13 protein-coding genes are annotated in these 15872 nt (G+C 61.5%); 8 read left to right on the forward strand and 5 right to left on the reverse strand.

What is annotated here, in order from left to right:
* Positions 1-264 precede the first annotated feature (264 nt).
* Positions 265-1605, forward strand: a complete 1341-nt coding sequence (locus ACYASU_RS04350; protein WP_463582052.1) for an MATE family efflux transporter — start codon at positions 265-267, stop codon at positions 1603-1605.
* On the opposite strand, the gene ACYASU_RS04355 is transcribed toward ACYASU_RS04350, so the two are convergent.
* The 5 genes from ACYASU_RS04355 to ACYASU_RS04375 all read right to left on the reverse strand — a co-directional run bounded on the left by ACYASU_RS04355 (position 1595) and on the right by ACYASU_RS04375 (position 6858).
* The gene (locus ACYASU_RS04355; RefSeq protein WP_463582074.1) at positions 1595-2488 is read right to left on the reverse strand and encodes an alpha/beta hydrolase; all 894 of its coding nucleotides are present in this window, start codon (positions 2486-2488) and stop codon (positions 1595-1597) included. The genes ACYASU_RS04350 and ACYASU_RS04355 overlap by 11 nt on opposite strands.
* Before the next feature lie 90 nt (positions 2489-2578).
* Positions 2579-4492 (reverse strand): arginine decarboxylase, encoded by a 1914-nt coding sequence (gene speA / locus ACYASU_RS04360; protein ID WP_074890462.1) that lies wholly within the window; start codon positions 4490-4492, stop codon positions 2579-2581.
* A gap of 182 nt (positions 4493-4674) precedes the next feature.
* The gene (locus ACYASU_RS04365) at positions 4675-5046 is read right to left on the reverse strand and encodes a translation initiation factor Sui1 (protein WP_265387285.1); all 372 of its coding nucleotides are present in this window, start codon (positions 5044-5046) and stop codon (positions 4675-4677) included.
* Between the two features lie 162 nt (positions 5047-5208).
* Positions 5209-5754, reverse strand: coding sequence for an NUDIX hydrolase (locus ACYASU_RS04370; protein WP_463582053.1), 546 nt, complete (start codon positions 5752-5754; stop codon positions 5209-5211).
* Positions 5755-5757: 3 nt separating this feature from the next.
* Positions 5758-6858, reverse strand: a complete 1101-nt coding sequence (locus ACYASU_RS04375) for a DUF2333 family protein (protein ID WP_192173430.1) — start codon at positions 6856-6858, stop codon at positions 5758-5760.
* A 348-nt stretch (positions 6859-7206) separates the two neighbouring features.
* Here ACYASU_RS04375 and ACYASU_RS04380 point away from each other — a divergent pair, with 348 nt between their 5' ends.
* The 7 genes from ACYASU_RS04380 (at position 7207) to ACYASU_RS04410 (ending at position 15786) form a co-directional block, all read left to right on the forward strand.
* A complete protein-coding gene (locus ACYASU_RS04380; protein WP_463582054.1) occupies positions 7207-8871 on the forward strand; it encodes a GGDEF domain-containing response regulator in 1665 nt (554 codons plus the stop codon).
* A 127-nt stretch (positions 8872-8998) separates the two neighbouring features.
* Positions 8999-10795 (forward strand): protein-disulfide reductase DsbD, encoded by a 1797-nt coding sequence (locus ACYASU_RS04385; RefSeq protein WP_463582055.1) that lies wholly within the window; start codon positions 8999-9001, stop codon positions 10793-10795.
* A 152-nt stretch (positions 10796-10947) separates the two neighbouring features.
* On the forward strand, positions 10948-11400 hold the full coding sequence (gene aroQ / locus ACYASU_RS04390; protein ID WP_192173433.1) for a type II 3-dehydroquinate dehydratase: 453 nt from the start codon (positions 10948-10950) through the stop codon (positions 11398-11400).
* A gap of 80 nt (positions 11401-11480) precedes the next feature.
* On the forward strand, positions 11481-11933 hold the full coding sequence (accB, locus tag ACYASU_RS04395; protein WP_346626798.1) for an acetyl-CoA carboxylase biotin carboxyl carrier protein: 453 nt from the start codon (positions 11481-11483) through the stop codon (positions 11931-11933).
* Positions 11934-11950: 17 nt separating this feature from the next.
* Complete coding sequence (gene accC / locus ACYASU_RS04400) at positions 11951-13300, forward strand: acetyl-CoA carboxylase biotin carboxylase subunit (protein ID WP_192173435.1); 1350 nt, start codon at positions 11951-11953, stop codon at positions 13298-13300.
* Between the two features lie 175 nt (positions 13301-13475).
* The gene (prmA, locus tag ACYASU_RS04405; protein WP_192173436.1) at positions 13476-14354 is read left to right on the forward strand and encodes a 50S ribosomal protein L11 methyltransferase; all 879 of its coding nucleotides are present in this window, start codon (positions 13476-13478) and stop codon (positions 14352-14354) included.
* Positions 14355-14409: 55 nt separating this feature from the next.
* Positions 14410-15786 (forward strand): DUF3426 domain-containing protein, encoded by a 1377-nt coding sequence (locus ACYASU_RS04410; protein ID WP_463582056.1) that lies wholly within the window; start codon positions 14410-14412, stop codon positions 15784-15786.
* The last annotated feature ends 86 nt before the right edge of the window (positions 15787-15872 follow it).

Consider the following 15872-nt stretch of genomic DNA (forward strand, 5'->3'; position numbering starts at 1 on the left):
CCCAGGACTGGTGGGAGCGAGCTTGCTCGCGAAGGCATTTTCGCTCCCGATGGAGATGCGCTGAATGTACTGACGCTTTCGTGAGCAAGCTCACTCCCACACTATCGGGTTTCGGCTCGAGTTCTCGGCACGCTCGGGGACGGGTGGGAGTGACCGGGGTCGACTCAAAAACAGGGCGCGCCCCGAGGCTGGTGCACGGGAATGCAGAAGTCCTGCATTCCCCTGTCGTCATCGCTACACTCGCGCGCTTGCCCGGGAGCCTTCATGTCCAACTTCTTCAACGACTGGCGTCAGCGCGCGACGCATCGGCAGGTGTGGGCGCTGGCGGCGCCGATGATCCTGTCGAATATCTCCGTGCCCCTTGTTTCGCTGGTCGACAGCACGGTCATCGGTCACCTGCCCCACGCCCACCAACTTGGCGCGGTGGCGGTCGGCGGTACGCTGTACAGCTTTCTCGCGTGGGCGATGGGTTGTCTGCGCATGGGCACGACCGGTTTCGCCGCCCAGGCGGCCGGCCGCAACGACGGAGCGGCGCTGCGCCAGGTGCTGTTGCAGGGCTTGCTGCTGGCGATGGGTTTTTCTGTGCTGCTGGGGCTGATCGGCCTGCCGTTCCAGCACCTGGCGCTGGAAATGATGCAGCCCTCAGACGATCTCAACGACCTGACCCGCGACTTCTTCCATACCCGCTTGTTCGGCTTGCCCGCCGCACTGGCGAGTTACGCGCTGGTGGGCTGGTTTCTCGGGCTGCAGAACGCCCGAGCGCCGCTGGCGATTCTGCTGACCACCAACCTGGTCAACATCGCGCTGAACCTGTGGTTCGTCATGGGCCTGGACTGGGGCGTGGTCGGCAGCGCGCGTGCGTCGGTCATCGCCGAATGGACCGGCGCACTGCTTGGCCTCGGCCTCACCCACAGAGGTTTGCGCGCATACCCGGGACAGCTGGCAGTGTCCACGCTCAAGCATTGGCAGAGCTGGCGACCACTGCTCACGGTCAACCGCGACATCTTCATTCGCAGCCTGATCCTGCAATCGGTGTTCTTTCTGATCACCGTACAAGGCGCTCGGTTGGGCGACGCGACCGTGGCGGCCAACGCGCTGCTGCTTAATGGGCTGTTGCTGATGGCCCACGCGCTGGACGGACTGGCCCACGCCGTCGAAGCCCTCTGCGGACACGCCATCGGCGCGCGGGATCGCGACGCGTTACGCCGCTCGTTGAATGTCTCGGGAGGCTGGTCGCTGATTTGCAGCGTCGCGTTTGTGGCGCTGTTTCTGCTGGGCGGGCACCTGTTCATCGAGATGCAGACCGACATCACCGCAGTGCGCGACATCGCCTTCGTCTATCTGCCCTATCTCGCCGTGCTGCCCTTTGTCGCGGTCTGGAGTTACTTGCTCGACGGCCTTTTCATCGGCGCCACCCGCGCCCGCGAGATGCGCAATGCCATGGTCGTCACGGCCTTGATCACCGCACCGTTTGCCTGGCTGGCAAGCGGATTCGGCAACCACGGTCTGTGGCTGGCGTTTTTGCTGTTCATGGCATTAAGGGCGCTGACGCTGGGGTATCTGGCGTTGAAGCTCAACCGCAGCGGCGCTTGGTTCAACGGCTGACCGAGACGCTCGACACCGGCGCCTGATCCTGTGCGTGGATAAAGGCTGCGACCTCCTCCAGCACCGGCGCCAGGCTGCGTAACGGGCGGGCAAGTGCACCCACCAGCGTGCGGTGACTGGTGCGAGAGAAATACACCTCTCGCACTGACACGCCTTGAGCGCGCAAACGACTGGCCATGCCCCCTGTGTTGCGTTGCGGGTTCACTTCCCTGTCATCGGCGGAAGCGATCAGCAACGCCGGCGGTGACGCTGCGCTGACATGGTTGATCGGCTGCGAGTCGGGCGGCGAATTCGGGAAGTAAAACACCGGCTTCACTTCCGGGTCGTCGATGGGCAGAAAATCATAGGGCCCGGCCAGACCGATCCAGCCCTTGATGATGGAAGGCGTCGTACCCGCTGCCGCCAGCCATTTTGGGTCCAGAGCAAGCATCGCGGCGTTGTAGGCCCCGGCACTGTGGCCCATCACATACAACTTCCCCGGATCACCGCCGTACTGACGAATGTGCGCGTGGGTCCAGCCCACCGCTTGGGCGCTGTCCTGCAGCAGTTCCCGGTAATGCACTTGCGGGTACAACCGGTAATCGGCAAGCACCGCGACAATGCCCCGGGACGCGAGCGCTTCACCGACGAAGGCGTAGTCACCCCGCGATCCGCTGATCCAGCTGCCGCCATAGAAAAACACAACGACGGGCGCGTCCGGCGCTGCATCTTTGGGCCTGTAGATGTCGAGTTTGTTGCGCGGGTCCGGGCCGTACGCCAAGTCAGACGTTCTGCTGAACGTGCTGCTCGGGGTAAACGCGTTGAGCACCTTCAGCGGCGTGCAAGCCATCAGCAAGGTCATCAACCAGGCGGCGAACACCGCTTTGAGCGCCAGCTTGATCATCATTCATGCTCCCGAAACAGTGAAGGACGCCTGACTGTGCAGACAACGAAAACGGGCCACAAGGGCCCGTTTTTGGGAGTCGCTACCTCATTACGACGACAGGTAGGACGACCGCGTCAGGCCCAGACGCAAGGCATCCAGAAACTGGGTGCGCTCGCGCGGGGTGATCTTGGCGCTGGCGACTTTGTCCCGGTAATGGGTCATCAGTTCTTCCGGCGACAAGTGCACGTAACGCAGCATGTCTTCGATGGTGTCGTGGGTTTCGATCCCGGCCGAATACGCGCTGCCATCCTGGTTCTGGTAGATATTCACCGAATCGGTGTCACCGAACAGGTTGTGCATGTCGCCGAGAATTTCCTGATAGGCGCCGACCAGGAACACGCCCAGCAAGTAGTCCTCACCCTCGTTCAACGAGTGAACCGGCAGGCTGGTCTCGATGCTCTGCTCGTCGACGTACTGATTGATCTTGCCGTCGGAGTCGCAGGTCAGGTCTTGCAGCACGGCGCGACGCAGTGGCTCTTCGTCCAGACGATGCAGCGGAATGATCGGCAGCACCTGATCGATCGCCCAGGTGTCCGGCAGGCTCTGGAACACCGAGAAGTTGCAGATGTACTTGTCGGCCAGCTTGTCGTTGAGTTCGTCGAGCACTTGACGATGGGAACGCTGGCGGGCTTTCAGCGAGTTGTGCAAACGACGGCACACCGCGAAATAGCACTGCTCGCCCAAGGCTTTTTGCGCCAGGGTGATCTTGCCGTCGGAGTACTGCGACGCGATGTCACTCATGTAGTGCGTGGCGCGCCAGTAGGTCTCGGTGACCATTTCGATGTCGGTCGGGCCGAGCAGATCGATCAGCCACTGCAGGGTTTCCGGCAGGCTTTCCTTGTCAGTGATTTCCGGCACTTCGTCGTTGTGACGCTCGACGTCGGTGACCTGGATCACCAGCATGGCGTGGTGCGCGGTCAGCGAGCGGCCGCTTTCCGAGAAAATGTGCGGATGCGGCAGGCCCTGCGCGTCGCAGAATTCCTTGAGCATCCCGACCACGACACCGGCGTAATCGTCCATGTCGTAGTTGATCGAGCTGGCGTTGCGCGAGTGCGTGCCGTCGTAGTCGACACCCAGGCCACCGCCCACGTCGATGTGGTCCACCGGCAGGCCAAGGTTGCGCAGCTCGCCGTAGTAACGAATCGCTTCCTTGAAACCGTGCTGGTAGTCCGCCAGGTTGGCGATCTGCGAGCCCATGTGGAAGTGCAGCAGACGAATGCCCTGATCGAGGCCTGCCTTGGTGAAGCGGTCGACGACTGACAGCAACTGCGCGGCGGACAGCCCGAACTTGGACTTCTCGCCACCGGTGTCGGCCCACTTGCTCGACGCCAGGGACGACAGGCGCACACGCAGACCCACTTGCGGCGCGACCTTCAGCTCGGCGGCTTCTTCGATGACCAGTTCGACTTCGGACTCTTTCTCGATGACGATAAAGACGTTGTGGCCCAGCTTCTGACCCATCAAGGCCAGACGAATGAACTCGCGGTCCTTGTAGCCGTTGCAGACGATGGTGCCGCCCTTCGGCGCCAGTGCCAGCACGGCCATCAGCTCAGGCTTGGAGCCGGCTTCGAGGCCGATGGACACGTTTTGCGTGGCGATGATGTTTTCCACCACCGCTTCCTGCTGGTTGACCTTGATCGGGTACAGCGCGGTGTATTTGCTCTGGTATTCCAGGCGGGCGATGTTCTCGTCGAACGCACCGGTCAGCTGACGCACGCGGTCCTGCAGAATGTCAGGGAAACGCACCAGCAGTGGCAGGGACAAGCCGCTCTTGCGCAGCTGATCGACCTGCTCGTAAAGATCGATGGGCGAACTGGTCGGCCCGTTGGGGCGAACTTCAACGCGGCCAGCTTCGTTGATTGCGAAATAACCGGCCCCCCAATGACGGATCCCGTAGACACTGCGGCTGTCTGCCACGGTCCATTGGCTGCCATCGTCTTTGCGTGTGCGTCGTACGGACATCAAAGTCCCCTATAGAAAAGTCATAAAGCCCCGGCCTGACCGGCTGGGCGCAGTGTAGAGCGTGGAAATGACGGTTTGGCGCCTGCTCGCTGTGGGGCAATAGACCCGCATTGCGCAGCAGAGTTTGCATGGATGAATGCGGCCAGACCGACGACTAAATCAACGGGCTCGAAACAGACGGCTCAACCGCCCGACTTCTTCGCCTTGAAACCCTGCTTGACCAACTCGGCCAACAGCGTTTCGACGTGGTCACCCTGAATCTCGATCACGCCATCCTTCAGCGCGCCGCCGGTTCCACACCGTTGCTTGAGCGTCTTTGCCAGGTCCTTGAGCGCGTCTTCGGCAAGCGGAACGCCGGTGACGGTCGTGACAGTCTTGCCGCCCCGGCCTTTGCTTTCGCGGCGCACGCGGGCAATACCATCACCTTCCGGGATGAGCGTGCTTTTGCAGGTACAGGCGTCGACGGGCTGACGGCAGTCGGGACAATGCCGACCGGCGTCGGTTGAAAATACCAGGCCACCGAGGGCGGCGAAGGATGCGGCTTTTTTGGCCACCGGCAATCCTCTTGTTGAGGAGCGAAGTCTGGCCGGCGGGAACCGACCGCGAAGCCCCACTCAGGCAGGGGCAGCGCTACCGGATCGAAGAACGGTCCGGCGTGAAAAGTCGCGCAGTGTAACGGCAAAAGGCGCCGATGCTAAGAGCAAATATGCGCCAATTTACGGGACTTTTGCGACGCCTTCCAAATAGCGCCTGAAGGCGGCCAGCGAGTCCGGGCAGTAAGGCTTTTCGGTGGTTTCGCGCAGCACTTGGTCGATGCCGAGAAAGCGCGCTTCCAGCACTTCTTCCGGCTGCAGTTTCAGCGGCCCGTCCCAGACTGCGGAGAACACCGCGCACCACAGTCGGTTATCCGGCTGATCGAAGAAGAAACGTTCGTGAGGGGTAAGCGGCACGCCAGAGACGCCCAACTCTTCCTCCAGCTCGCGCGCCGCCGAAAGCTCGTAGCTTTCATCGGCCTGCACCATGCCGCCCGCCGCCACATCCCAATACCCGGGATAGATCGCCTTGCTCAGCGTGCGTCGATGCACACACAGCTCACCGGCCGAGTTGAACAGCAGGATATAGGTGCCGCGTCCGATGAGACCGCGCTCACGCAGCTCTGCCCGGGGCAGCGCGCCGAGGGATTGATCGTGACGATCAACCCAGGCAATCAGCTCGGCGTCGGAGGCCGCACGGTGGGCGGCCTCTTGATCGGAAACGCTCATCGATCAGCCTTGGGACAGCAACTGGCGCAGGTCAATCACCGCCGCGTTGGCACGGGACAGGTAGTTGGCCATGACCAGCGAGTGGTTGGCGAAGATACCGAAAGGGCTGCCGTTGAGGATCATCGGGCTCCAGATCGGCTCTTGCGAGGCTTCCAGTTCACGAATGATCTGACGCACGCTGACGGTTGCATTCTTCTTCGCCAGCACATCGGCGAAATCGACTTCGATCGCACGCAGCAGGTGCGACAGAGCCCAAGCCTGACCGCGTGCTTCATAGAAGACGTTGTCGATCTGCATCCATGGGGTTTCAACGATTTCTTCGTCAACCTGCGGCACTTCGCCCGGTTTGACCGTGACCGTGGACTGCGCCTCGGTTTTCAGGGTGCTGTTCAGCTTGACCCGACCGACGCTGGCGGACAGTCGCTGGGACAGAGAGCCCAGTCGCGTACCCACATCGCCCAACCAGTTATTCAGGTTGTCGGCGCGGGTGTAAAACAGCGCGCCCTTTTGATTGGGGTCAGACAGGCGCGCCTGGTAGCGGCTCAACGCAGCGATGCCGTCGCGGTACTGAGACTCGCTCGAAGGCAGCACCCAGCTTTTATTGTCGAAGTTGAACAGTGGCTCGGCGCGCGCCAGATCGCCGTCTTCGGCGGACTGGGATTGCGACCGAGCGAAGTCTTTACGCAGTGCGCGGCTCAGGTCGCGCACCTGGACCAGCACGCCGTACTCCCAGCTCGGCATGTTGTCCATCCACAGGCCGGGCGGCGAACGATCGTTGGAAATGTAACCGCCCGGTTTATCCAGCAACGTGGACGCGACGGTCTTCAGGGTTTCGACGGTGGTGTAGCCCAACACCATCTGCTTGCCTTCACTTTGTGCGGCGGCCTGGGCTTGCTGCTGGACCGGAAACAGTGGCGGTTCGCTGCTCCACCAGATGCCGAGCACCACGGTGACCACCAGATAAATACCCACCACGGCCCCGACGGCACGACTGAACAACAGGCCGCCCCAATACCCCCGAGAACCCCGAGGCGCCTTGCCCATCGGCTTTTCGTCAACGCGTTCAGTTCCCGCGCTGCCCGAGCGCTTCTTCCAATCCAGCATGGCCTTGTCCTTTCAATCACGGAATTCAGTGCTTCTGACCGCAACCTTACAGCAAGGTGCGTTTGGCAGGAATGTAGTGGCAGGTGCAATTGTTTAGCAGCTGAGTCGAGCGCGTCCCCGGCCAAAGGCACCATATCCATTCTCCTATCCCGCTATCCGCAGCTACGCTTCCTGCCTTGAACTGAACCAACTGGTTCGAACACTCAAACGGGTTTAAAGATAGAAATTTGACGGATAAAACCGTCAAAAATGACGAGAAAATGACTTGCGGCAATCCTGATCCGGAGAAGTAGTGCTAGCATAGCGCCAGCATTTATATCGGGGTTTCCCCTGTAAAGAAGTCAGCACATGACCGAAGCAGAAGATCCGAGCCGCGACCGGCTCAAACACCACTTTGCCCAACGCGTTATCCATCAGGCCCGTCAGATTCTTGAGGTGTGGCAACGCCTGCAGCAAAGTGAATGGTCGGCAACGGACATGGCTGAACTCAGCGAGGCCAACCAGCGCCTGCTGCGTTTCGCCGAACGCTTCGAGCAGGCCGAGCACGTGCAACTGGCGACCGCGATCAACCTGGCGTTGCTTGACGTCGAGGCCAACCGAGGCCGTTTGAGCAGCGCCTTGATCACCGACCTCAATCGCCTGATGCAACGCCTGTCCCGAACCGGCCTCCGGCACGGCGACCGCCTTGAGCAAACCGCCCTGCCGCCCCTGCGCAAGCCGATCTATATAGTGCTTCAGGATCACGAACGCGGCGAACGTCTGGCCAAGCAGCTGGAGTTCTTCGGCCTGAGCGCGCAGTCACTCGCAAACGTCGACTCCTTCCACATGACCATGGCCGAGCGCTTGCCCGCCGCCGTCGTCATGGATGTCGACTTCGGCGCCCCGGGCCAGGGCCTGAAGCTCGCCACTCAAATGCAGGAAGGACTGGAGCAAAAACTGCCGCTGCTGTTTTTCAGCCATCACGAGACGGACACCCCCACACGCCTTGCGGCCGTCCGCGCCGGAGGGGAAGAATTTCTGACCGGCACGCTTGAGGCCTCCAGCCTGCTGGAGAAGATCGAAATCCTGACCCGGGTCGCGCAGTACGAACCGTACAAGGTCCTGATCATCGATGATTCGCGCGCCCAGGCCACACAGACCGAACGCTTGCTCAACGGCGCCGGAATCGTCACCCGGACCCTGCTCGACCCGATCAAGACCATGGCTGAACTGGCCGAATTTCAGCCTGACCTGATCATTCTCGACATGTACATGCCCGGCTGCACGGGCACCGAGCTGGCCAAGGTGATCCGCCACAATGACCGCTACGTCAGCGTGCCGATCATCTACCTCTCGGCTGAGGACGATCTGGATAAACAGCTGGATGCGATGAGCGAAGGCGGCGACGATTTTCTTACCAAACCCATCAAGCCCCGCCACCTGATCACCACCGTGCGCAATCGCGCGGCGCGGGCGCGCAACCTAAAAGCGCGCATGGTCCGCGACAGCCTGACCGGCCTGTACAACCACACGCACATCCTGCAATTGCTCGAAGATTGCAGCTTCCGCTCGCGGCGGGAGAACAAGCCGCTGAGCTTCGCCATGCTGGACATCGACCACTTCAAGAAGGTCAACGACAGCCACGGCCATCCCATGGGCGACCGTGTGATCAAGAGCCTGGCGCTGTTCCTCAAGCAACGCCTGCGCAAGACCGATTACATCGGTCGCTATGGCGGTGAGGAGTTCGCGGTGGTCATGCCGGACACGGATCTGGCAGCCGCCCACGGCGTGCTCGACGAAATCCGCCAGCGCTTCGCCGAAATCCACTACCCCGCGCAGCCCGTTGATCTGTTCTGCACGTTCAGCGCCGGGGTGGTGGAAATCGCCGAGGACGACGATGCGCTGATGATGGCCTCGCAAGCAGACGAAGCGCTGTACCGCGCAAAAAAGGCTGGCCGCAATCAGGTGCATGGGCTCGAGGAGCGCGTTGCAGTGTCGCCTTTGAGCAAACACACCCAGCCGGACACTGTTTGACCGCTGCGTCTTGACCGCTGCGTCCTACATCATTTTCAGACCGAAGCAGACCGAAGAACTCTAGCTCTCCCTGCACGCCCGCAGCCACTCCGCTATCATGCGCGGACTTCTGTGATGCGAGACCGCCATGCGCCGCCTGCTTTGTCTGCTACTGCTGATCTGTGCCCTCCCCGCTGTCGGCGCGAGCTTTCTGGAGAACAGATCGAGCCCCACACTGGGAAGCGCAGCAGTCGACAACAGCAAGGACTTCCTGCCGGTTCGCCAGGCGTTCCAGCTGAACCTGAGCGACACCACCGCTGACTCCATCAAGTTGCAGTTTGTCGCCACCGAAGGCTACTACCTGTATCGCCATCGCTTTCAATTTCGCACCGAGCCCGCCGACATCGGCCTCGGCGCCGCGCAACTGCCAGACGGCGAAAAGAAACACGACGAGTACTTTGGCGACGTCGAGGTCTATCACGGCATTCTCGACGTCAACTTGCCGCGCAACGCCGGGGACGACCGCCCTTTCACGCTAGTCGTCACCTATCAGGGATGCGCGGACAAAGGGCTCTGCTACCCGCCGGAAACCGAGCGCCTGAGCATCGGCGGCAGCGCAACCTCTTCTGCTGACGCATCTGCTGCGGCGCCATCAGGCAATGAGCAACCGGTACCCTCCTTCAGCTGGAAACAACTGGCGCTGTTTTTCCTCGCCGGCGTCGGGCTGACCTTTACGCCGTGCGTATTGCCCATGCTGCCGATCCTCTCTGGTGTGGTCCTGCGCGGGCAGATCGGCGGGCTGCGCGGTTTCTCTTTGTCCCTGGCCTACGTGCTGCCGATGGCGATCTGCTTCGCCATCCTCGGCGCACTGATGGGCATGTTTGGCGCCAGTCTCAACCTGCAAGCACGCCTGCAGTCGGCATGGGTCCTCGTGCCGTTCGCCGGGTTCTTTGCGCTCTTCGCTATCGCCATGTTCGGCGCGTTCGAGCTGCGCCTGCCCCGCGCGCTCAATGACCGGCTGGACCGCATCGCAGGCAATACCCAGGGCGGATCCTTGTGGGGAGCAGCGGTTCTGGGCGTGGTTTCAAGCCTGCTGGTCTCGCCTTGTGTCTCGGCACCATTGGCCGGCGCACTGCTTTATATAAGCGCGAGCGGCGATGCGCTGGGCGGGGCTTTGAAGCTGTTCGCTCTGGGCCTGGGCATGGGCGCTCCACTGGTGATGGTGGCAACGGGTGGCGCGGCGTGGCTGCCGAAAAGCGGGCCATGGCTGGTTGCGGTCAAGAACGCCATCGGCGTGCTGTTGCTCGCCCTGGCCATCGGTTTGCTGAGCCGGGTGATTCCGGGGCAAGCCACGTTATTGTTGATCGGGCTGCTAGGAGCCGGCGTTGCGATCTTTATGGGTGCGCTGGAGCTGGGCGAAAAGACCACCCGTGGCCGCCTCGCTCAATTGCTGGGTCTGTTCCTGCTGGTGTACGCCCTCGCGTGCTGGTACGGCGCGCTGAGTGGTCAGACTGACCCGATGCGCCCGCTGGGTCAGGCTCAAGTCATTGCGAGCGGCGCCCAGCCAAAGTCCGACAGTCGCTGGCAGACGGTGACCCAGGCGAGTGAACTGGACCGAATTCTTGCGGAGTCCAAAAGCGCAGGTCAGCCGGTCCTGGTCGACTGGTACGCGGACTGGTGCATCAGCTGCAAGGTCATCGAGCACGAAGTTCTGCCGGACCCGAAAATCGCCAGTGAGCTGGGCGCTTTCAGGCTGGTCCGTTTCGACATGACCGACAGCAACGCCGAGCAACGCGCCTTGCTGGATCGCTACAAGCTGTTCGGCCCTCCCGCACTGCTGTTTTTCGGAAAAAACGGCAACGAGCTGGAAAACGTGCGTGTCGTCGGCGAAATCGACGTCGATGCGTTCGCAGAGCGCCTTTCTAGAGCAAATGACCAAATTTAGCGTCATGGTCACAAACTTCGCGCGAACATCGGGCATCGTGCTGAATATTGTGGGTAACTGGACAGTCCATCGTACTTTCCGGCATAGTCGCTGCCCATCAGCGGCTCACTCTGTGCGTGAGCGTCGAAAACGCGAACAACAAGGAACACTCGATGGCGACTTTTCTGGTTCTTCACGGACCTAACCTGAACCTGCTGGGGACCCGTGAACCGGGGATCTATGGCTCGGTCACGTTGGCCGATATCAACCAGGATCTGGAACAGCGTGCGCGCGAAGCCGGTCACCACCTGATGTACCTGCAGAGCAACGCTGAATACGAGCTGATCGATCGCATCCACGCTGCGCGCGATGAAGGCGTGGACTTCATCCTGATCAATCCGGCTGCTTTTACGCACACAAGCGTTGCGATACGTGACGCGTTGCTGGGAGTGAGCATCCCATTCATCGAAGTGCACCTGTCGAACGTGCACAAGCGCGAACCTTTCCGCCATCACTCCTACTTTTCAGATGTTGCTGTAGGCGTGATCTGCGGCCTTGGCGCCAGCGGTTACCGACTGGCCCTGGAGGCCGCCCTGGAACAATTGGCCAAGAGTTCGAAAGCGTGAACGGCACAGTCCCGTACTGAGCCAGACCGCCGGAACCGGCTACCAAATCCCCCTGACCGTCCCTTGGGAGTTGATGATTAATGGATATCCGTAAAGTCAAGAAACTGATCGAATTGCTGGAAGAGTCCGGCATCGACGAATTGGAAATCCGTGAAGGCGAAGAATCCGTACGGATCAGCCGTCACAGCAAGACTCCAGCACAGCAGTACTACGCGCCTGCTCCGGTTGCCGCTCCGGCACCTGCCCCGGTTGCAGCGCCAGTGGCCGCCGCGGAAGCACCTTCTGCTCCGAAGCTCAACGGCACCGTCGTCAAATCTCCAATGGTCGGCACCTTCTACCGCACCCCGGCGCCTGGCTCGCCAGCGTTCGTTGAAGTCGGCAAGACCGTCAAGAAAGGCGACACCATCTGCATCGTTGAAGCGATGAAAATGATGAACCACATCGAAGCTGAAGTCAGCGGCACGATCGAATCCATCCTGGTAGAAAACGGTCAGCCGGTTGAGTATGACCAGCCGCTGTTCACCATCGTTTGAACCGGGGAGAGCCTGCGATGTTGGAAAAAGTCCTGATCGCCAACCGCGGCGAAATCGCCTTGCGCATCTTGCGTGCCTGTAAAGAACTGGGCATCAAGACCGTCGCGGTCCACTCCACGGCAGACCGTGAGCTGATGCACCTTGGCCTGGCAGACGAAACCGTCTGTATCGGCCCGGCGCCAGCCAACCTGTCGTACCTGAACATTCCGGCCATTATTTCGGCAGCTGAGCTGACCGGCGCCACGGCGATTCACCCGGGCTACGGTTTCCTCGCGGAAAACGCAGACTTTGCCGAACAGGTCGAGAAATCCGGCTTCGCGTTCATCGGCCCGAAAGCCGAAACCATTCGCCTGATGGGTGACAAGGTTTCCGCCAAAGACGCCATGAAGCTTGCCAAGGTGCCAACCGTTCCCGGTTCCGACGGCCCGTTGCCGGAAGACGAAGAAACCGCACTGCGCATCGGCCGTGAAGTCGGCTATCCGGTGATCATCAAAGCCGCTGGCGGCGGCGGTGGTCGCGGCATGCGCGTGGTGCACAAGGAAGAAGACTTGATCGAAGCGGCCAAGCAGACCCGTGCTGAAGCGGCTGCCTGGTTCAGCAACCCGATGGTCTACCTGGAGAAATACCTGACCAACCCACGTCACGTGGAAGTGCAGGTGATTTCCGACGGTCAAGGCCACGCGATCCACCTGGGCGATCGCGACTGCTCCCTGCAGCGCCGTCACCAGAAGGTCCTGGAAGAAGCGCCGGCGCCCTTCATCGACGAACAAGCCCGCAAGGACGTGTTCGCGGCATGCGTCAAGGCGTGCATCGACATCGGCTACCGTGGCGCTGGCACGTTCGAGTTCCTGTACGAGAACGGCCGCTTCTACTTCATCGAAATGAACACCCGTGTTCAGGTGGAGCACCCGGTATCGGAAATGGTCACAGGTATCGACATCGTCAAGGAGATGCTCAGCATCGCCGCCGGCAACAAGCTGTCGTACACCCAGGATGACGTGGTCATCACCGGGCATGCGCTGGAATGCCGGATCAACGCTGAAGACCCGAAAACCTTCGTTCCGAGTCCGGGCCTGGTCAAGCATTTCCACGCGCCGGGCGGCAACGGCGTGCGTGTGGATTCGCACCTGTACAGCGGCTACAAGGTTCCGTCCAACTACGACTCGCTGATTGGCAAGCTGATCACCTGGGGCGCCACTCGCGATGAAGCCATGGCGCGCATGCGTAACGCCCTGGATGAAATCGTGGTCGACGGCATCAAGACCAACATCCCGCTGCACCGTGATCTGACCCGCGATGAAGGCTTCTGCGAAGGCGGCGTCAACATTCACTACCTGGAACACAAGCTGGCCGCTGACAAGCATTGATCCGCCAGTAAGTGCGACAGACCAACAAAGCCGCTCTCGAGCGGCTTTGTTGGTTTTAGCAGGACCGGCATCGCTGCGACACCCGCTTTGTTGTTTCCCCGCGAACCCCGTAAACTTGCCGGTCTTTCGTGGCCGTCGGCCCCCTTTCAATTTTCCAACTCGAAGGTCACCCGCCATGCCTTGGCTGCAAGTCCGTCTCGCCATTAGCCCAGAACAAGCCGAAACCTACGAAGACGCGCTGCTCGAAGTCGGCGCCGTATCGGTGACGTTCATGGACGCTGAAGACCAGCCGATCTTCGAGCCAGAGCTGAACACCACGCCGCTGTGGTCGCACACGCACCTGCTGGCGCTGTTCGAAGCCGACACCGATGCCGATCACGTGCTCGCTCACCTGAGATTGCTCACCGACGCCGAGCTGCCGGAACACACCCATGAAGTGATCGAAGATCAGGATTGGGAACGCAGCTGGATGGACAACTTCAACCCGATGCGCTTCGGCCAGCGGTTGTGGATCGTGCCGAGCTGGCACGCCGCGCCGGAACCCGACGCAGTCAATCTGTTGCTCGACCCGGGCCTGGCGTTCGGCACGGGCACCCACCCGACCACTGCGCTGTGCCTTGAGTGGCTCGACGGTCAGGACCTCGCCGGCTGTAATGTGCTGGATTTCGGCTGCGGTTCCGGCATTCTCGCCATCGCCGCGTTGCTGTTGGGCGCCGAACAGGCGGTCGGCACCGACATCGACGTCCAGGCCCTCGAAGCCTCGCGCGACAATGCCGGCCGCAACAACGTCCCGGCCGAGAAATTTCCGTTGTACTTGCCTGAAGACCTGCCCCAGGTGCAGGCCGACGTGTTGGTCGCCAATATCCTCGCCGGCCCGCTGGTTTCTCTGGCGCCGCAGTTGGCGAGTCTGGTCAAGCCCGGCGGCCGTCTGGCGCTGTCCGGCATCCTTGCCGAGCAAGGCGATGAAGTCGCTGCCGCCTACGCCGACACCTTCGAGCTGGACCCGATTGCCAACCGCGAAGGCTGGGTACGGATCACCGGTCGTCGCCGCTGACAGCCAGTTGCCCTAAGATCCAACCATCAGGCGCTCTTTAACCCCGGATACCCGCATGACCGACAGCTTCGTCACTCAGTGCCCGCATTGCCAGACCAGTTTCCGCGTCAGTCACGCTCAGTTGAGCGTGGCCCGAGGCATGGTGCGCTGTGGCTCATGCCTGCAGGTGTTCAACGCCGCAAAGCAGCTGCTGGAACAACGCGGCGGGACACCCCCGGAAGCGCCGCTGACTTCAGTGCCAAATACCGAATCCGTTGAGAAAAAACCGGAAATTCTCGCGTCGCAGTCACTCGTTGTCACCCAGCCAGCGCCACTGCCGGTCAAGCGTGAAGAGCGTGAAGTCGATCTGGACAGCCTGGACCTGGACGATCTCGACGTAGAACTGGCCCGTCTCGAACAGCGCGAGATTCAGCTGCCCGAGTCCTTCGGTCGTGTCAGCAAGGCGCTCGATCACGACGAAGTCGAGTCCTTCAGCGCAAGGCGTGACGAGCCTGACGTCGCGCAGGAGTCGTGGGCCCACGGCATGAGTCACGACGATGTCGACCGGCTCCCCGAACTGCGCGCCGAAGTGCTTGAGGAACGCGAAGAGCATACCGACCACACGATAGACGAAGGCCCGCTGGACGAGCCGATCAACCCGCACGACCGTCATCGCACCGAGCCGTCATTCTCGCTGACCCCGGACGACCTGGACGACGAATCGGCTCGCCCCCACTCGCTCCAGCCTCAAGGCGAACCCGATGATCAGCCGTCGGAACGCTTCTCCGCCCTCGACACCCATGACGATCAGGATCGCCTCAGCGCCCGTCACGATGATGAAGACGACGAGACCCCGCTCGCTGCTGCCGGCGGCAAGCGCGGCGGGCGCAATGAACCCGGTCTGCGGGACAGGGCGCTGCTCGATCTGACGGATGATCCGCTGCAGTTGTCCTGGCAAAAACCCAAACCGCGCTGGGGTCGGCGTCTGCTGTGGATGCTGTTGATCCTGATTGCGTTGGGCGCGCTGGCCGGGCAATACGTTGCCTACCACTTCGAAGAACTCGCGCGGCAGGATCAGTACCGCCCGCTCTTCCAGGATCTGTGCCCGACACTCGGCTGCAAGGTCCCGTCCAAGGTCGATATCAAACTGCTCAAGAGCAGCAACCTTGTCGTGCGCAGCCACCCCGAATTCCAGGGTGCGCTGGTGGTTGACGCGATCATCTACAACCGCGCGTCCTTTTCCCAGCCGTTCCCGCTGCTCGAACTACGCTTTGCCGATGCGACCGGTCAGTTGATCGCCAGTCGTCGATTCAAACCGGGCGAGTACTTGAGCGGCGAGCTGGCGGGCAAGGACGAGATGCCGCCGCAGACGCCGATTCATATCGCACTGGACATTCTCGACCCGGGCCCCAAGGCGGCGAACTACAGCCTGAGCTTCCGTTCGCCGGAGTAAAACACCGCCCGTTGCGGGTTTGTCCGCACCGAAATGCAGCACCCTGCGCGGGACGGGATGCCCGAAATCCGACGACACTTTTATGA

Source organism: Pseudomonas sp. HP_12, assembly GCF_055283955.1.